The sequence below is a fragment of the Vibrio sp. TAP-3B genome, from assembly GCF_057784735.1.
The window spans coordinates 1,013,389-1,030,713 of sequence record NZ_CM173495.1 but is presented as its reverse complement, the minus strand read 5'-3'; the positions used below and the strand labels follow the sequence as shown (position 1 = coordinate 1,030,713).

The 17,325-nt window shown below is 43.9% G+C and carries 17 protein-coding genes; 12 read left to right on the top strand and 5 right to left on the bottom strand.

What is annotated here, in order from left to right:
* Positions 1-37 precede the first annotated feature (37 nt).
* On the top strand, positions 38-907 hold the full coding sequence (locus AC3D28_RS04855) for a LysR family transcriptional regulator (protein WP_488535726.1): 870 nt from the start codon (positions 38-40) through the stop codon (positions 905-907).
* A 92-nt stretch (positions 908-999) separates the two neighbouring features.
* Here AC3D28_RS04855 and AC3D28_RS04850 read toward each other — a convergent pair whose 3' ends face one another.
* Together AC3D28_RS04850 and AC3D28_RS04845 are read right to left on the bottom strand one after the other, a co-directional pair.
* Positions 1,000-1,764, bottom strand: a complete 765-nt coding sequence (locus AC3D28_RS04850) for an EAL domain-containing protein (RefSeq protein ID WP_488535725.1) — start codon at positions 1,762-1,764, stop codon at positions 1,000-1,002.
* Positions 1,765-1,974: 210 nt separating this feature from the next.
* The gene (locus AC3D28_RS04845; RefSeq protein WP_098415485.1) at positions 1,975-2,205 is read right to left on the bottom strand and encodes a glutaredoxin family protein; all 231 of its coding nucleotides are present in this window, start codon (positions 2,203-2,205) and stop codon (positions 1,975-1,977) included.
* A 137-nt stretch (positions 2,206-2,342) separates the two neighbouring features.
* Between AC3D28_RS04845 and AC3D28_RS04840 the strand changes: the two genes are divergently transcribed.
* Both AC3D28_RS04840 and rlmF read left to right on the top strand, forming a co-directional pair.
* A complete protein-coding gene (locus AC3D28_RS04840; RefSeq protein ID WP_488535724.1) occupies positions 2,343-2,855 on the top strand; it encodes a M48 metallopeptidase family protein in 513 nt (170 codons plus the stop codon).
* Positions 2,845-3,945: a 23S rRNA (adenine(1618)-N(6))-methyltransferase RlmF gene (rlmF, locus tag AC3D28_RS04835; protein ID WP_488535723.1), complete on the top strand. Its 1,101-nt coding sequence runs from the start codon at positions 2,845-2,847 to the stop codon at positions 3,943-3,945. The genes AC3D28_RS04840 and rlmF overlap by 11 nt, the downstream gene beginning before the upstream one ends.
* Before the next feature lie 54 nt (positions 3,946-3,999).
* On the opposite strand, the gene AC3D28_RS04830 is transcribed toward rlmF, so the two are convergent.
* Both AC3D28_RS04830 and AC3D28_RS04825 read right to left on the bottom strand, forming a co-directional pair.
* Positions 4,000-4,428, bottom strand: coding sequence for a hypothetical protein (locus AC3D28_RS04830; protein WP_488535722.1), 429 nt, complete (start codon positions 4,426-4,428; stop codon positions 4,000-4,002).
* A 219-nt stretch (positions 4,429-4,647) separates the two neighbouring features.
* Positions 4,648-5,754: a M20/M25/M40 family metallo-hydrolase gene (locus tag AC3D28_RS04825; RefSeq protein ID WP_488535721.1), complete on the bottom strand. Its 1,107-nt coding sequence runs from the start codon at positions 5,752-5,754 to the stop codon at positions 4,648-4,650.
* Positions 5,755-6,284: 530 nt separating this feature from the next.
* On the opposite strand from AC3D28_RS04825, the gene hppD reads away from it, so the two are divergent.
* The 9 genes from hppD to AC3D28_RS04780 all read left to right on the top strand — a co-directional run bounded on the left by hppD (position 6,285) and on the right by AC3D28_RS04780 (position 15,162).
* The gene (gene hppD, locus AC3D28_RS04820; RefSeq protein WP_488536055.1) at positions 6,285-7,358 is read left to right on the top strand and encodes a 4-hydroxyphenylpyruvate dioxygenase; all 1,074 of its coding nucleotides are present in this window, start codon (positions 6,285-6,287) and stop codon (positions 7,356-7,358) included.
* A complete protein-coding gene (locus tag AC3D28_RS04815; protein WP_488535720.1) occupies positions 7,351-8,481 on the top strand; it encodes a homogentisate 1,2-dioxygenase in 1,131 nt (376 codons plus the stop codon). The genes hppD and AC3D28_RS04815 overlap by 8 nt, the downstream gene beginning before the upstream one ends.
* Before the next feature lie 9 nt (positions 8,482-8,490).
* Positions 8,491-9,528: a fumarylacetoacetate hydrolase family protein gene (locus AC3D28_RS04810; protein WP_488535719.1), complete on the top strand. Its 1,038-nt coding sequence runs from the start codon at positions 8,491-8,493 to the stop codon at positions 9,526-9,528.
* Between the two features lie 39 nt (positions 9,529-9,567).
* Entirely contained in the window at positions 9,568-10,236 is a 669-nt protein-coding gene (maiA, locus tag AC3D28_RS04805; RefSeq protein ID WP_488535718.1) for a maleylacetoacetate isomerase, read from the top strand.
* Positions 10,237-10,418: 182 nt separating this feature from the next.
* Positions 10,419-11,081: a DUF2726 domain-containing protein gene (locus AC3D28_RS04800; protein ID WP_098415493.1), complete on the top strand. Its 663-nt coding sequence runs from the start codon at positions 10,419-10,421 to the stop codon at positions 11,079-11,081.
* Positions 11,082-11,219: 138 nt separating this feature from the next.
* Positions 11,220-11,558 carry a hypothetical protein gene (locus AC3D28_RS04795; protein WP_488535717.1) on the top strand — a complete coding sequence of 113 codons (339 nt, stop codon included), beginning with the start codon at positions 11,220-11,222 and terminating at the stop codon, positions 11,556-11,558.
* A gap of 384 nt (positions 11,559-11,942) precedes the next feature.
* Positions 11,943-13,361, top strand: a complete 1,419-nt coding sequence (locus AC3D28_RS04790; RefSeq protein ID WP_488535716.1) for an SLC13 family permease — start codon at positions 11,943-11,945, stop codon at positions 13,359-13,361.
* 3 nt (positions 13,362-13,364) lie between these two features.
* Positions 13,365-14,702 carry a sensor histidine kinase gene (locus AC3D28_RS04785; protein WP_488535715.1) on the top strand — a complete coding sequence of 446 codons (1,338 nt, stop codon included), beginning with the start codon at positions 13,365-13,367 and terminating at the stop codon, positions 14,700-14,702.
* On the top strand, positions 14,689-15,162 hold the full coding sequence (locus AC3D28_RS04780; protein ID WP_488535714.1) for a response regulator: 474 nt from the start codon (positions 14,689-14,691) through the stop codon (positions 15,160-15,162). The genes AC3D28_RS04785 and AC3D28_RS04780 overlap by 14 nt, the downstream gene beginning before the upstream one ends.
* 103 nt (positions 15,163-15,265) lie before the next feature.
* Here AC3D28_RS04780 and AC3D28_RS04775 read toward each other — a convergent pair whose 3' ends face one another.
* Positions 15,266-16,990, bottom strand: a complete 1,725-nt coding sequence (locus AC3D28_RS04775; protein ID WP_488535713.1) for a putative bifunctional diguanylate cyclase/phosphodiesterase — start codon at positions 16,988-16,990, stop codon at positions 15,266-15,268.
* Positions 16,991-17,325 lie beyond the last annotated feature (335 nt).

Here is a 17,325-nt window from a genome sequence, read left to right as displayed (position 1 = left end):
TATATTAAAAATATGAACACTATATATTTTTGATCTAATGGAATCGAAGCAACTCAAACACTTTTTGGCGGTCGCAGAGCATCGAAATATCACTCATGCTGCTCAAGCTTTACATATCGCTCAGCCTGCTCTAAGTATTTCTATTAAAAAGTTTGAGCAGTCTTTGGGCGTGACGTTATTTCGTCGGGATGATAAAAAAATCAGTCTAACCAACGAGGGTGAAACCTTGTTGGTGCATGCTAAACGCGTCATTCAACAGCTATACGACGCACAACTTGCCATTGATGAGCTTAAAGGTCTGGAAAAAGGAGAGGTCCGTCTAGGGACACCTTCGATGATGGGCAGTTATTTTTTTCCTCGTATCGTGATGGCATTTAAAAGCCAATTTCCGAATTTAAAGCTGACGTTGGTTGAAGCGGGAACCCAGTCTATCCGTCGAATGCTGCTTAATGGACAGCTGGATATCGGTGTGATCAGCTGTGAGGATGTGCCGGATGATTTGGAAATCGACCATTTATTTACCAATCAAATGGTGGCCGTGGTGTCACCCGAGCATCAATTGGCTCAAAGGCAATCTCTGTCTTTTGATGTGTTTTTTGAGCACGACTTGGTTATGTTTCAGCACGGTTATTTCCATCGTGAGTTTTTAGATCAAGTGAGTAAAGAGCACGGTTTTACCATGAAATCATCATTTGAGACGAACTTATTGCCTTTGATCCTAAGTATCGTGAAGCAAGAATTTGCGATTACCGCATTACTTGAGTTAGTGACGCAAAATGAACAGGGAGTGGTCGGAGTGCCATTCGATCCGCCAGTAACGCTTGATCTCGCGTTGGCATGGAGAAAGCAGGGATATTTGTCTATTGCTGACCGAACATTTATCGAGTTTATTAAGCGCTACGTATAGCGTGATTCTGCCATCAATAAGAGCGTTAGAAAATTCTGACAGGGTGGCCTGACTTAAAGGGGAGATAACCCAGTGTCATTGAAAGAATTGAATTATAAGCGGTTAAAGTCCACATCTGGCAATGATTCAAAGCCAGGTTTTGCAAAGTAATAACCCTGCATCAGGTCGACCCCAATACTGCGTAAAAATAGCATCTCTCCTCGAGTTTCAATGCCTTCAGCTAAAGGTATAATATTCAGCTCCTGGAGCATAGTGACACAATTTTTAACGATCACCTGACGTACCGTATCCGTATCGATATTACGAATTAATTCCATATCTAACTTAGCAATATTCGTTTGAAAGTCAGCAAGCAGATTTAACCCAGAATAACCAGAACCAAAATCATCTATAGCGGTTTTAAAGCCAAACTTTTTATAGCTGTCAACGATATGCTTTATATGTTGGTTGTCTTCAACCTTTTCAACTTCAGTAAACTCAAACATAATTTGACAGAGAGGGAAGTGGTGCTCGTTCGCAGTTTGTAGTGTTGTTCGGATACAACGTTCGGGACGATAAACAGCGTTAGGTAGGAAATTGATACTCACCATTGTGGTGATGTTGAGTTTCGAGGCTAAAGAAATTGCTTTTATTCGACAGAGTTGATCAAAGCGGTATCTATTCTCGTCGTTGACTCGAGAAATGATAGAAAAAGCAGATTCGTTTTGTAAGCCTCGAACCAGCGCCTCATAACCAAATATTTGTTTAGACGAGCATTGAACAATGGGTTGAAATGCCATTGTAAAGTCGAAATCAAGCTCTGTACATTTGCCACATTGTTCGCAAGAAATCTCTTTATAATGTAATGGCTGGTTCATGTTGGAAGTTTCCTCGCTCATCGCGTTCGGCTCATATTGGAAGGACGGCTTTCATAGGGTGAAAGAGGGAAAGTCGTTTCTGCTTATGCTGATATTCTTTATATTATAATCTGTTACAAGACTTTGATATAGCATGATTGTGGAACATGTTGAGTTTCCACTCACTTCTTTATAGCGAATCGAATCATTTATTGCGTTGTCCATGTATTCCTATGAGCGATTGTATAGTTTTTCAAAATTCTTCGGATTCCAACCGATCATCACTTGGTCGCCGATTTTTAGTACTGGAAGTGAGCGTGCGCCAATCGCGTCTAACTCTTTTCTACCGCGTTGCATCTTAGCGTTGGTTAAGCGGTATTTGTAACCTTTTGAATCTAAGTACCTTTGTGCATCTTTGCAATGAGGGCATTTGTCTGTCACGTACAAAACAAGTCTACGCATACACCTTCTCTCCATTATCTTTGGGAGGCGAAGTTTAACCACCTTTCGTGATAAATGAAAGATGAACCCAAGGTGAAACTATGGCTTATCTCAGGTATATTTAGCGCCTTTCTTTTGTCATAGCAGACGTTACATCTATGCATCCGTCACTTCGATATATTCAAGGTTATCCGAAGAACATCACCGAACAGGTAAACTCACTGATAAAGAGTGGGAAGTTTATTTCTTGGTTCGAAAAACGCTACCCCACTAGGCACCAGGTCAAAAGTGACAAGGCACTCTATGAGTACGCGATGGCAATTAAAAATCGCTATATGAAGAAAGCCGCGCCGATCAGTAAAGTGGTCTACGATAAAAAAATTCACGCAGTGAACAACGCGCTCGGATTGCACAGCATAATTAGCCGAAATCATGGTGGTAATCTCAAGTCTAAAAATGAGATCCGTATTGCCAATGTGTTCAAGGATGCACCAGAACCATTGTTACGAATGCTGGTGGTACATGAATTGGCGCATACTCGGGAGAAGAACCACGACAAAGCATTTTACCAGTTGTGTTGTTATATGGAGCCGGAGTATCACCAATTGGAGTTTGATGCTCGACTGTTTATGATTTTCCTCGATTTAAAAGTGAACTCGAATGAAGAATAATAACCGTGGTGTGAAACAACACACACCAAAAGCGGCTAAGGCGAAGCAGGGTAAAAAAGCAAGTCAAGCACCCGCCAACGTGAAATCGCCACTAGAAAAAAGCGAAGTGGACTTTATTAAAATTGCCAAAAGTGGATTGCATGAGCGCAATGCCCACCGTGGTCGTTACGATTTCAAAAAACTCATTGTAAGTGAACCCAAGCTCAAGCCATTTGTGATCAAGAATCCGAGAGGGGAAGATTCAATTAACTTCTCTGATCCCAACGCAGTCAAAATGCTGAATAAAGCCCTGCTCGCTGCATATTATAATATTGAGTTTTGGGACATTCCAGAAGGCTACTTGTGCCCGCCAATCCCTGGCCGTGCAGATTACATTCACCGTGTGGCTGAATTGCTTGATGGCGAAGTCAAAGGTAAATATCCACACCATAAAGTACGTGCGCTTGATGTTGGTGTCGGGGCTAACTGCATTTATCCCATCGTGGGGGTTACTCAATATAGTTGGCACTATATGGGAAGTGATGTCGACCCGAAATCCATCGAGTCGGCACAAGCTATTGTGGAGCGTAACGCCAGTTTAAACGGCAAGATCGAACTGGTACAGCAAACCAGTGAAACCAACATTTTCCACGGTATTATTCGGTCCGCTCAACGCTTGGATGTGACGACATGTAACCCGCCATTCCACCGTTCTGCAGAAGAGGCGGCGATGGGCAGTCAACGCAAGCTGGACAATTTAAAAGCGAATCAGCGTAAAAAAGGCGTGAAACCTCTAGCTGACCAAGTGAAGCGGAGCAAACCAACGTTGAACTTTGGTGGTCAAAACGCCGAACTATGGTGTGAAGGTGGAGAAGCCGCTTTCATTCGTAAAATGGCCAACGAAAGCCAAGCATTTGCTGCTCAAGTATTGTGGTTTACCACGCTTATATCCAAGAAAGACAACGTCCGTCCGATGCGCCAACAGTTAGAGAAACTAGGTGTAAAAGCGATCCGTGAGGTTGAAATGAGTCAAGGGCAGAAAGTCAGTCGTTTTATGGCATGGTCATACATGGACAAGCAACAGCGCAAAACTTGGATTGAGTTGAAATAACGCCATTGATCTTCGAAAGTGTCCCTCCACAGGTAGGGGCATTTGTTGACTCTCTTAAATTACAATTCCGGCTTGTGCAAAACGTGCCATGATAGGTTTGTGCTGCTGCTGATACCAGCTTGCTGGCATGTTCAATTTTAGCTGGTTTTTTTCTTGTTTGCTTATCACAACATAGTGCAAAAACTCATTAATTGTTGCTTGCATTGCTCCAAAGCTCATCTCTCCATCTTTGCTCATGGTCTTCAACAACCCAACGATTGTTTCTTCAGCAATCAAGGGTTCAATAACCGCATTTTTCCGTGTTTTGATGGACTTTGAAGTGGGCAGTTTTGCACGTGCGGTTTCCCAACAGGCTTTGTTGGTTTTGCTGACGAGGTTGTGTTGGTAGCAGAAGTAGCTAAATAAAAATCGCGAAAGGTTTTGCCATCGTTGGGCTTGGACTTCTAGCCAGATGTGTTGTAGTTCGATATCGGCGTCGGACATAGTGGTGAGTCATAAAAGAAGAAAAGAGCCTAGTTTATATCGATTTGAGACAAACACCAAAAATTGCCAGTAAAGTATAAAATCGAATATGACTGGAGTCACTTGCGGTAGCTTAAAATTCAGCAATAAAATAAAAATTGATGTAGACGATCAACTGAAGGCAATGGCTCCCCTCGTACTCAAGAAGGGGAGCAGGTAAAAACGGCTAAGCCAGTGTGACTATTTCGCTAAGAAATACTTCACAAATTCTGAAATCTTCACCATATCATCAACGGCGATAAACTCTTCGGTTGTGTGTACTTTTGCCATGCCAGTAGAGAGGTTAACGGTTGTAAGCCCCTTCTTATTGAAGTTATTTGCATCGCTACCACCGCCAGTGCCTTTGGTAAACGCTTCGATACCCAACTCGGCGAAAGTGGCTTTGATGGCGCTGACGTGTGCGTTGTCTTCTTCGATAACAAACGCGTCGTAGGCTCGGCTAGATTCGATTTCGACCACAGCACCGTGTTTTTCACATACGGACTCTAGCGTTGAGATCATATGATTGACCTGAGCATCCAACTTATCGCCATTCAGAGAGCGCGCCTCAGCGACTATTTTGAGTTCTGCCATTACGATATTGGTCGCTTGTCCGCCGTTTACCATCCCGATGTTTGCTGTGGTTTCTTCGTCGATGCGAAGCAGCTTCATCTGGCTGATGGCATCTGCTGCGACCATGATGGCGCTGATGCCTTCTTCTGGTGCAAGACCAGCGTGCGCTGGGCGGCCTTTAATCGTCGCGACGATTTTCTGTTGGCCCGGTGCTGCCGTCACGATGGTGCCGATAGGGCCGCCAGTATCGAGCACGATCGCTTCTTTTGACATTACGTGTGTCATATCGAAGTATTGAGAGCCGAATAGGCCTCCTTCTTCATAGACGGTGAAGGCCAGCTCCAGTGTTTTGTGTTCTAGATTTTCGGCTTGGATGCAGCGAACGGCTTCCATGATGGCTGCAATACCCGATTTGTCGTCACCACCCAAGATAGTATTACCTTTGGAGCGAATGATGCCGTCTTCGATAATAGGTTCAATACCGATGCCCGGCGTCACCGTGTCCATGTGGCAGCTCATTAAGATAGAGCCTTCTTTTTTACCTTCTAAACGCGCATACACATTAAAGCCGTTCGAAATGTGTTCAGGTACGGGAAGTTTGTGAACCGTAAAGCCTAATTCGCCCAGTTGTTCAGCCAGCGTTGTTGCAATTTGTTTTTCGTTTGTTGATTCGCTGTCAATGCGTACTAATTGGCAGAAGTGTTCAATTAGACGTTTTTGATTGATGTGTGTCATTAGGATGTCTCTTTTTCTGGTCGAGATCGCTGCGCTGTGGCACGAGATCGAGAGGGAACAGGTCATTACTTATGACACAGCTAATTTTTAAGGGAACTGAGGTGAATCAATAAAGGGGTGTCCCTGACATGATTCTGACCAGTGAGTCTCACAAACTGCTTAAGTCATCACGAAAACTTAACGTCACTTTTTTTTGGGGGAAGTAGGTGGAGTGGAAATCAGTCGCCATCGACTCACCGCGTCCTTTTATTTTTAGAACAACGTTGCCATAGAAAATCTGTTGGTAACAAGTTGTTTACATATTTATCTCGACGTAAAGGCAAAAATAGAGACCTAATTAATTGAAAGTATTTCACTTATTTGGCTTTTGCTGCAGTTGTATAGATACGCACAGTGAGCGTAACAAATAATTTACAATTAGATGTGATGAACACGAAAATAGAGATTTACGTTCGCGTATTTCAATTTCTTACTGTCTGCGCCAAGTTAGAGAAATAAGGTCAAAAAAATGAGTGAGACAAGGAGAAGTCATAATGGCCACATATAATCCATTAGGCACAGACGGATTTGAGTTTGTTGAATATACGGCGGCAGACAGCAAAGGTATTGAGCAACTCAAAACCTTGTTTGTCTCGTTAGGTTTTGCAGAAATTGCCCAGCACCGTTCAAAGAAAGCGTGGTTGTATCGACAAGGTGAAATCAGTTTTATCGTCAACGCACAACCGCATAGCCAAGCCGAAGAGTTTGCGAAAGAGCACGGGCCATCAGTATGTGGGATGGCGTTTCGAGTCAAAGACGCAACCGCGGCAATGCAGCATGCGCTGGACAATGGCGGTCAGGAATATAAGACTGAAATTGGTCCCATGGAACTCAGTATTCCGGCGATTTACGGCATTGGCGAAAGCGTGCTTTATTTTGTTGACCGTTATGGAAAACAGAGCATTTATGATGTCGATTTCCGTTTTTATGCTGATGCCGATGAGCGCTTATCGCAAGCGGATGTTGGCCTTTACGAGATTGACCATCTGACGCACAACGTCAAACAGGGCAATATGGATGTTTGGTCCGGCTTTTATGAGCGGATCGGTAACTTCCGCGAAATTCGTTATTTCGATATCGAGGGGAAGCTCACTGGCCTTGTAAGCCGTGCGATGACTGCACCTTGTGGCAAGATCCGTATTCCTATCAATGAGTCGTCTGACGACAAATCGCAAATCGAAGAGTTTATTCGCGAATACAATGGCGAAGGTATTCAACATATCGCGTTAGCAACAGACGATATCTATGAAACCGTCAAAACGTTACGTCAGCGTGGTATGGACTTTATGCCAACGCCAGATACCTATTACGAGAAAGTAGACCAACGTGTGGAAGGCCATGGTGAAGACGTAAATAAGTTGCGTGACTTGCAAATTCTTATTGATGGCGCGCCAATGAAAGACGGCATTTTGCTGCAAATCTTTACCCAAACTGTTATTGGTCCTGTGTTCTTCGAAATTATCCAGCGTAAAGGGAATGAGGGCTTTGGTGAAGGTAACTTCAAAGCGCTATTTGAATCGATTGAAGAAGACCAAATTCGCCGAGGAGTACTGAACGATGCATAAATGGATCACATTTCCTCATCGGGAGGGAGTGTGCTCTAAACAAGCACATGCAGATTTCCCGAAAGAGGCAATTTTTGAGCGCGAAGCAGGCCGAAGCGGGTTCTTTGGTCCGGCGGCACATTTCCATCATCAACATGCGCCGACAGGATGGTCGGAGTGGGAAGGTGAGCTGCGTCCACGCGCTTTCGACTTCAATCTGGTCGAAAAAGCCAATCACATTACGCCTTGGGCGGTGCCACGCTTACTGCATAACAACGATTGTAAGATTCGTGTTTGGCGCATGGATGAAAAGATGGATTTTTTGGTGCGAAATGCCGATGGTGACGAGTTGTTATTTATCCACCAAGGGACGGCAGACCTTTACTGTGACTACGGGCACTTGCAGGTGAGTGAAGGGGATTATGTGATGATCCCACGTTCAACCAGCTGGCGCTTAGAGCCAAGTGAACCGATGTTCATTTTGATGATAGAAAACACCGATGCGGCTTATACCTTGCCTGAAAAGGGCATCGTGGGAAATCACGCGGTGTTTGACCCGGCGGTTTTGGAAATCCCGTCCATCAACGACCCGTTCCGCGCTCAATATTCGGAAAATCAAACACAGGTGCAAGTCAAACGTCACGATAAAGTCAGTGTGATCACTTACCCGTTTAATCCGCTGGATGCCATTGGCTGGCATGGGGATTTGGCCGTGGTAAAAGTGAACTGGCGTGATATTCGTCCACTTATGTCACATCGTTACCACTTACCGCCTTCCGCACATACTACATTTGTAGGAGCAGGATTTGTGGTGTGTACCTTTGTTCCTCGTCCGATTGAGAGTGATCCCGGAGCGCTCAAAGTACCGTTTTACCACAACAATGACGATTATGACGAAGTCTTGTTTTACCACGCAGGTGACTTCTTTAGTCGTGACAACATTGAGGCGGGCATGGTGACATTCCATCCAGCCGGCTTTACCCACGGCCCTCACCCTAAGGCATTCAAAGCGGGACGAGAAGACAGGAAGAAGTTTACTGACGAGGTGGCGGTAATGATAGATACGCGCCACGCACTTCAGTTTTCGGATGAGTTGGAGAAAGTAGAAAACCAAGAATACGTCCATAGCTGGCAAAAGAAGTAAGAGGCAAGAATGAAATTAGCAACCAAAAAAAATGGGACTCGTGACGGTTTGTTGATGGTCGTAAGCAAAGATTTAACCCGCTGTATCCCTGTCACGGAAGTTTTTCACCCGATGAACTTAGCGCCAACCATGCAAGTTGCCCTAGATCATTGGACAACTTTAGCGCCGCAGCTAGAAGCCTTATATACCGCACTGAATAACGGTACTGTTGCTGGGTTTGAAGAGTTCGAGGCGCATTATTGTGAATCTCCGTTGCCACGAGCTTATCAATGGGCGGATGGTAGCGCGTACGTCAATCACGTTGAGCTGGTTCGTAAAGCACGTGGTGCAGAAATGCCTGAGAGCTTTTGGACCGATCCATTAATGTACCAAGGAGGGTCTGATGCGTTTATTGGTCCTTGTGACAATATCGAATTTGCCAGTGATGAGTGGGGTATTGATTTCGAAGGGGAAGTCGCTGTTGTCACGGGGGATGTACCAATGGGCGCAAGTATCGCTGAGGCGCAAGAATCGATCCGACTCATTATGTTGGTGAATGATGTGTCATTGCGCGGTTTGATTCCTGCGGAATTAGCCAAAGGGTTTGGTTTCTTCCAATCCAAACCTTCCTCGGCCTTTTCTCCTGTTGCGGTAACGCCAGATGAATTAGGCGGGGCATGGTACGAAAACAAAGTCCACTTACCACTGGTGTCAACTTACAATCATGAGCCTTTTGGGTGCCCGAACGCAGGGGTGGATATGACGTTTGATTTTGCCGATTTAATTGTTCATGCGACGAAAACGCGTCCGTTATCAGCCGGTACCATTATTGGTTCTGGCACGGTGTCAAACAAGCAAGGTACGGAATACGGCACTTCTATTGTCGAGGGGGGCGTCGGTTATTCCTGTATTGCTGAAGTGCGTATGATTGAAACCATCCGCGATGGAAAACCATTGACCAACTTTATGTCGTTTGGCGACTCCATCAAGTTAGAGATGTTCGACGCAGAAGGTAACACTCTCTTTGGTGCCATTGATCAGCAAGTCAGTCAATATTTAAAACGCTAAAAGACACCTCGACGGGTCAACAGGACTTAGGAATAGCAAATGAGCGACGGCATGATTTTATACGGATATTGGCGATCTTCCGCGACATATCGAGTGCGTATTGGGTTGAACTTAAAACAACTGAATTATGAGTCCAAAGCGGTACATCTAGTGCGTAATGGCGGTGAGCAGCACAGTGAGCGTTATCACCACCTTAATGCGTGTGAGTTGGTGCCTGTACTGGTGGACGGAGACTTACACCTGAATCAATCGCTGACGATTATTCAGTATCTTGAAGAAAACTACCCTGATATTGCGGTTATCCCACAACAGTCACCACTGCGTTACCAAGCGTTAGCCATGGCTCAAGATATCGCGATGGAGATCCATCCCTTAAACAACTTACGAGTGTTACAGTATCTAGAAAGAGAATTAGCCTGCGAGCAGAAACGAAAAACAGCGTGGATTCATCACTGGATTCACACAGGCTTTGCTGCATTAGAAGAGAAACTTCAAAAGCATCGCAAATTGCATGGCGATTGTAAGTTTAGCCTGACAAGCTCGCCATCTATTGTCGACGTTTGTCTGGTACCACAATTTTATAACGCACAGCGCTTTGGTATAGATACCTCTCTTTACTCAACCATTAACGCTGTTGTGCAAGCATGTAATCAACTACCGGCTTTTATTGATGCGATGCCAGAGAACCAGCCTGACGCAAGCCAATAAAAGTAAAAGTACATGAAACGAATTTAATTTAGCTCAGGCGACGAGGCTCGCTTTATTCTGTACACATTTATGCTCTAAAAATCTCGTCATTATTACGGTCTAAAATCGATAGCTTTAGTTGCTCTAATAGTGGTTTCCCTTTACGCTTTGAGCAACTAGTTGTTTTTGGGCACACTTTATCTATGACCAACATTTTTATCATCGTTGTTCTTCTGGTTGTTTTCTTCTTTATTATTCAAAAGTACGTCATTAAAAATGATGATACGCGAGACTATCCATATCGCTCAAAAGGGCCTTTGTTAAGAGGTCAAGAAGGCGCGTTTTATAATGCTTTAAGAGCAGCAGTGGGTGAACATGCGGTGGTGTTTGCCAAAGTCAATATGTCGAGTTTGGTAGCCCCGAAAAGCACTAAAGACAAAAAGCAGTTTTTTGTTGCGAATAATCGCATCTCCAGAAGCTACTTTGATTATGTCATTTGTGATCCTAGAACGTTAGAGCCGCGTGTGATTCTTGAACTAGATAATGGACAAGAGTTAAGTAAAGGCAAGGTCGAGCGTCAGAAGCTACTGATTCATGTGTGCAAAACCGCTAATTTGCCCTTAATGGGGGTATCGATAAAACACAGCTACCAAGTAGGGCGCTTGCGACGCTTGCTTGCCGCGCACATTGACTTGATTGAGCCAGATAAAGAAGTTCGATTTTGTAAGAAATGTGGCAGCCCGATGACAATCAAAACGGCCACTCAAGGCGAGTTTAAAGGGCGACGTTTCTTCACGTGCAGTCGCCAACCTAATTGTACGTACACTGAAAATTATAATGTGGTGTTTGAGCCCGACGATGAATAATAGGGTGCATCACCATACAAAAAAGGCTTTGATTCCAAAAATCAAAGCCTTTTTACATTCATGAGAATGCGATTGTAGCTTACGATGGCCAGTATCCGGTCCTATACTTTGATAAAGCAAACAGAGTAGGCAAGCACCATGCGATATGAATGGATTCTTTCAGCGTTGTTAATTGCGTTCAATGCCAGCGCGATACCTAACCTAAAGCCGTTGGAGTGTGAGTTAATAGAAACACCGCAAGATCACTTCTTATTTTATCGCGAGCAAATGGTTTACCACAGCGAGCAGTTTGTCATCTTTCAAAACTTTAAAGGACGAGTCAGTACTCAGGTCGATGTAAAAACAGGAGAGCTCATTCGCACTACTTATATCGGCAAGCCGTTTGAGCCAAAATACCAGATTTTATTTGGTTCTTGCCCTAACGTATCGCAAACCTTACAAATATGGATGTTGAGTGAAGTGCCTTATGATAATTAAGTAAAGGGAAAGGGGGATTTGGCAATCACTCAAAGTGAACGGCCCTTTTAGAAGAAATGGGTGGGGTCACTAAAGTTCAGCAACATGTTGAAGTTATGGGGATTATTTAACAAAAGTGGTGAGGGAAACTATTAACTAGGGCATTTAGTGAGCTTGAACACAGATATAACATGTTTTTTGATATGAACACAAAATCATTGATCTAACTCCAAAATTTCGTTTCGAAACAATGTGCATAATCTTTTCTTGAAGTACTTATCTACGGTATGGTTCGTCTTTTTTGAACATATAGAAACAGTTAAAAGGCGTATCACTGCGGCTGGGGGATAAGACTCCTAACGCCAATGTTTTATGGCCAACCATCTCAGGAAGAGAAGTAGTATTATGCGCCCTTATCTCAAATACATTATTCCAACGTTCATTCCATTGCTTATCTGGTTAATGCCCTTATCTGCCTTCCCATTTGACGGCATGACGATCGTCCAACAGCGAGTTATTGCGATATTCTTGTTGGCTGCTTTATGTTGGGTGTTTGAGCCCATTCCGATTTACGCCACTTCGGTGGTTATCATTGTGCTCGAGCTGTTACTCGTCTCAAACAAAAGTATCGTGCTATTCCGTTTACAAGAAGGACAGGCCCATTTTGGGCAGCTTTTGCAATATAACGAGATCATGGCTACGTTCGCCAGTCCAATTATTATGCTGTTTCTTGGCGGGTTCTTTTTGGCCATGGCGGCAACCAAGTATCGATTAGATGTCAACTTAGCGCGAGTACTGCTTAAGCCGTTTGGGCAACAACCTAAATTTGTCATGCTAGGGTTAATGTTGATTACGGCTATCTTCTCAATGTTTATGTCTAATACTGCGACAACCGCAATGATGCTCTCTATTCTTACCCCCGTGATTGCGGTATTTGGCCCTAAAGATCCCGGCAAGATTGCTTTTGCGTTATGCATTCCCGTTGCTGCAAATATTGGTGGCATAGGTACGCCTATTGGCACACCACCAAACGCCATCGCGTTAAAGTACTTGGTTGGTGATAACTTGATTACCTTTGGTGAATGGATGATATTTGGCGTGCCATTCGTGATTGTGATGATGGCGTTGGCTTGGTTTCTTATTGGCTTCTTATACAAAGCAGAGCAAACGACCATCGACCTAAACATTAAGAGCAAGTTTTTGAAAACGCCAAAAGCGATGATCGTGTACGTCACATTCGCCGGTACGATAGCTCTTTGGTTGATGGGTTCTGTGCATGGCATGAACTCATACACAGTGGCGTTGATACCTGTCGCTGTCTTTTCTTTGACAGGCATCATCAACAAAGAGGATTTAAAGAAAATTTCTTGGGACGTGCTTTGGTTGGTGTCTGGCGGTATTGCACTGGGTTTGGCCCTTGATAAAACAGGGTTAGCAAAGCTGATGGTTCATAGCATTCCGTTTGATGAATTTTCTCCATATGTGGTTTTGTTTGGCGCGGCTTTATTGTGTTTAGTGATGGCGAACTTCATGTCACATACGGCCACGGCGAACTTATTAATGCCGATTATGGCGGCGCTTGGTACTTCGATGACTTCGTTGACACCTTTAGGCGGGGAGGTCACGCTGATCTTAGTGGTCACGTTTGCAGCATCACTCGGTATGTCGTTACCAATCAGTACTCCACCAAATGCTTTGGCTCATGCCACCGGCCATATAGAAAGTAGCCAAATGGCTCGTATTGGTGTGGTGTTAGGTGTTGTTGGGGTATTACTCAGTTTTGTAATGGTTTGGGTTCTGCACACCGTAGGGCGCATTGGATAAATCATGTACGAAACGAAGTTAGATGCGTTAGTGCAACGCTATTTTAATCACTTTGAACGTCAGTTGACGGTTTCGGCTGGAACGGTATTGATTGAGCAAGCGGGTTACAACGAGCGTTTGTATTACGTATTGTCGGGCGAGTTGGCCGGTTATTATGCCGATGATGAACAAAAGCCGATTCAAGTGTTCTCTGCGTCTCAAGGTGCGTTTATCGGTGTGCATAGTTTCTTTTCAGGAACATGGACTGCATCATCGACGGTCATTGCGCAAACAGATGTCGAGCTAGCATGGATAGAGCGTGATACGCCCGCGATAGAAGAAGATAAATACGGCCCTTTGACCACGCAGTTTATGACGGTGATGGTGAATGAGCTATCACGTCGTCAGCGCCGAGCAATGCAGGAGGCGCTGGCTAAAGAAGAAGCATTACAAAAGCTACATACCGCTGAACAAATGACGACATTAGGTCAGCTCGCTGCTGGTATTGCGCATGAGCTTAATAATGCAATTGGTGTGGTGAGCAGTAAATCCCAGCGCTTGGAGTCAGTGATTATGGAATTGCTGGAAGAGGTCCACCCAGAAGCCAGCCAGTTCTTTGATTTCGGATTAATGCAAGGGCAGAAGGTGTCCTCGAGTGAAGCGAGAAAGCGAGGCCGTCACTTCGAGAAATATTATGGTTTACCTAAAGACTTAGCACGAGATCTCGCGCGTGCAGTTCCAAATAATAGCCTTTCTGAACATTGGCTAAAAAGGCCAGAGGAAGCGATTCGGTTTTGGCAGATGGGCCGAGATCTTCACGATCTGCGTATCGCATCAAAACATACAGTCGGCATTGTTCGTTCAGTAAAGCAGCTTGGCAGAACCGATATCGATCTAGATGAAGCTTTTAACATTAACGATTCCATCAATCGGGCGCTTGCTTTGTTGCAAAGTGATTTGAGGCGAGTGAGTGTTCGTTTTAGTCCAGCGGAGCTACCGACATTTGTTGGGTCTCAAACCGAATTGGTGCAAGTTTGGGTCAATATCTTGAAGAATGCATGCGATGCACTGGGAGAGAGTGATGAGCCTGGTATTGAAATTCATACCAGAGAGAGTAAAGGCAAGGTTTTGGTTACTATTGCCAATAACGGTCCCGAAATCGATGAAGCCACACGCAGAAAAATCTTCCGACCCAACTTCACCACGAAAAAAGGCGGATTGTCGTTTGGGTTAGGGCTGGGGTTATCGATTGTTAAACGCATCATAGCCGGATATAACGGTTCAATTGTGGTAAAGAGCGATAGCGACAAAACTATTTTTAGAATCAAGTTACCAGTAGAGGATGAACATGGAGAAGCTTAATTTAATTTGCGTTGATGACCAACGAGAGGTGTTAAGCGCGGTTCTACAAGATTTAGAGCCGTTAAGTCAGTGGTTAAATATTGAAGACTGTGAGTCTGCCGATGAAGTGCTTGAGTTGATGGATGAGTTAGATGCGGAAGGAGACATGATAGCGTTGATCATTTCTGACCATGTGATGCCGGGTAAGACAGGGGTTGAGTTACTGACGGAGGTGTCAAAAGACAGCCGTTTTGTCCACACCCGAAAAGTGCTTCTTACTGGACAAGCCACTCATAGTGATACCATCAATGCAATTAACTCGGCGGGGATTGACCGCTACTTTGAAAAACCGTGGCAAGCTAGCCAATTAGTTGAATGCGTTAGAAACTTGGTGACACTATTCATTTTCGATATGGGATTGGATTACACGCAATACCATGAACACTTAGATCAAAGCGTGGTGTTTGAACGTCTACGTTAGCCAAGGTTTGTCAGGTTGTTTTCGCCACAGCCACTCAGTTCTGAAGCCTACTTTTTAGAGAGGGCAGACAATTGAACGTGGCTGTGCGGAATATTAAGAGAAGTTAACTCAGTGAATAGCGACTAGCACTCGCTACAGACAATGGCTTGGAGAACCAAAAACCTTGTAAATAGTCGACCCCCATATTAGCGAAAAAGTCATACATTTTTGCGTCTTCTATGCCCTCAATGACCACCTCAATATTGTTCTCCTGACACATTGTAATAAGAAACTTCAAATACTCTTGAGAAGAGCGGTTGGTCAGTGTTTTCCATGCCATCGACTTATCAATCTTTATTTGTGTCATTGGGAGATCGAAAAAGCTGTTTAATGAACTATAACCTGAGCCGAAATCATCGAGTGAAAGCGCAAACCCTAGCTCTCTAAGTGTGCTCAAAGGTGCAATAGCCGTTTGGTTATTATCTAAAATGAAGGTTTCTGTTAGTTCTAATACAATGGATTCTGGTGCTACGCCAGCTTTGTCTGCCATTGCTTTAATCTGTGCCGGAAATTCACTATTCATGAGCTGAAGGACAGAGACGTTAACGTTAACACGAACCTGGTTTTGGTATCGTTCACGGTAGTTTTTGATGAACTGACAAGCTTTTTCGAACACTTGGTAGCCCAGTTCGACGATCAAACCTTTGTTCTCTGCGACAGGAATAAACTCGTCTGGGTAAATTTCGCCAAACTCTTTACTACGCCAACGAACTAAAGACTCAAAACTGACCACTTCAGCATTTTTTGCATCAACGATAGGTTGAAACTTAACGCTTAAGGTCTGGTTTTCTAGAGCGCTTTTCAGGCCCTGTTCGATGAAGAAGTATCGATCAACCGCATATCGCGTTTTTTCACTATAAATAGCAACGCGATCTTTATTTTGTTCACGGGCGTACTGGCAGGTTCTTGCTGCTTTACGTAAGATCTCGTCAGCTGAGTGTGTTCGGTCGATACAAGGGTATAGCCCGATGCTTAGATTACTACCGAGGTACTGGCCTTCTTCAATCACGGCTTCATGGTAGGTTTGCTTAATGTTCTCGGCATAGCGCTGAAGGGTTTTTGTTGAGCATTCATCGTGAATTAAGATGGCGAAATCATCATCGTGTACTCGGTAAACGGAGCTATTCGGAGAGGGCAAATGACTCAGTGTTTGCAATAACTTTTCAACCAGACCATCAACTAACTCGCTCCCATATTGATTGAGGTACGATTTTATTTCTTCAATTTGAATGTAGCAAATAGATGCGCAAGAGTCGGCAGCTCGTACACCATCTTCAATGTCGAGTAGGAGACGAGCACGGTTTGCCATTCCAGACGCATTGTCATGAAACGCGACTTGGTGGATGTAGCTTTCCATCAGTTTTCGTTCAGAAATATCTCGATGGCTGCCCACCATATAGTGGCCATGTTCTGTTTCTTTTGTCATTGCCACGCCTTCTATCCAGACATATTGTCCATTGGGTTTACGAAGGCGATAGGTGGTGGTGGCCCTATTGTTATCCGTTTTGATATGAGCATCCACTCTTTTTGACAGCCTTTCTCGATCTAATGGATGCACTAAATCTAGCCAGTGTTCGAGTTTGATCCGACCTGCACTGATACCAAACTGCTCATAAAAGCTTTTATTGTAAAAGGCCATGGTACCAAATTCATCCATGTAGAAGAGACCTTCGTTGAATACATCAAAAATATGAATGAATCGTTCTTCAACGATTTTTAGGAACTCTCGGTCATTCTCTGAGGCATGCTGGTCAAAACGAGTGGTCAAGACATTTCCTCCTCGTACCATTTGGCACCATAGATGAGTGTGGGGTCGGATAACATACAGTTGATGTGTAGGATCACATTACTATCACAAAAAGGTGTATTCAAATCGGGTGACTATCATTTTATGGGTTATTGAGTTAATAGCATTTTAAGATTAGGCGGCTAATCATCGACATTTATAAAAATTAGTCAATAGTTAATATGATTTTATAAACACCGATTATTAATGCACTCCTCAGGTATAAATTATTTTGAAGAATTATATATTTATTAGAGCTTAATCCATACTAATATAAAGGATTTAATATGTAAATCGACGTATTAATCGACAGAATTCCCATTATTTGTAACCAATTT

Excerpts from the sequence above, each read along its gene's own strand:
- AC3D28_RS04855 (WP_488535726.1), top strand. The coding sequence starts at position 38 with ATGGAATCGAAGCAACTCAAACACTTTTTGGCGGTCGCAGAGCATCGA.
- AC3D28_RS04850 (WP_488535725.1), bottom strand. The coding sequence starts at position 1,764 with ATGAACCAGCCATTACATTATAAAGAGATTTCTTGCGAACAATGTGGC.
- AC3D28_RS04845 (WP_098415485.1), bottom strand. The coding sequence starts at position 2,205 with ATGCGTAGACTTGTTTTGTACGTGACAGACAAATGCCCTCATTGCAAA.
- AC3D28_RS04840 (WP_488535724.1), top strand. The coding sequence starts at position 2,343 with ATGCATCCGTCACTTCGATATATTCAAGGTTATCCGAAGAACATCACC.
- rlmF (WP_488535723.1), top strand. The coding sequence starts at position 2,845 with ATGAAGAATAATAACCGTGGTGTGAAACAACACACACCAAAAGCGGCT.
- AC3D28_RS04830 (WP_488535722.1), bottom strand. The coding sequence starts at position 4,428 with ATGTCCGACGCCGATATCGAACTACAACACATCTGGCTAGAAGTCCAA.
- AC3D28_RS04825 (WP_488535721.1), bottom strand. The coding sequence starts at position 5,754 with ATGACACACATCAATCAAAAACGTCTAATTGAACACTTCTGCCAATTA.
- AC3D28_RS04815 (WP_488535720.1), top strand. The coding sequence starts at position 7,351 with ATGCATAAATGGATCACATTTCCTCATCGGGAGGGAGTGTGCTCTAAA.
- AC3D28_RS04810 (WP_488535719.1), top strand. The coding sequence starts at position 8,491 with ATGAAATTAGCAACCAAAAAAAATGGGACTCGTGACGGTTTGTTGATG.
- maiA (WP_488535718.1), top strand. The coding sequence starts at position 9,568 with ATGAGCGACGGCATGATTTTATACGGATATTGGCGATCTTCCGCGACA.
- AC3D28_RS04800 (WP_098415493.1), top strand. The coding sequence starts at position 10,419 with ATGACCAACATTTTTATCATCGTTGTTCTTCTGGTTGTTTTCTTCTTT.
- AC3D28_RS04795 (WP_488535717.1), top strand. The coding sequence starts at position 11,220 with ATGCGATATGAATGGATTCTTTCAGCGTTGTTAATTGCGTTCAATGCC.
- AC3D28_RS04790 (WP_488535716.1), top strand. The coding sequence starts at position 11,943 with ATGCGCCCTTATCTCAAATACATTATTCCAACGTTCATTCCATTGCTT.
- AC3D28_RS04785 (WP_488535715.1), top strand. The coding sequence starts at position 13,365 with ATGTACGAAACGAAGTTAGATGCGTTAGTGCAACGCTATTTTAATCAC.
- AC3D28_RS04780 (WP_488535714.1), top strand. The coding sequence starts at position 14,689 with ATGGAGAAGCTTAATTTAATTTGCGTTGATGACCAACGAGAGGTGTTA.
- AC3D28_RS04775 (WP_488535713.1), bottom strand. The coding sequence starts at position 16,990 with ATGGTACGAGGAGGAAATGTCTTGACCACTCGTTTTGACCAGCATGCC.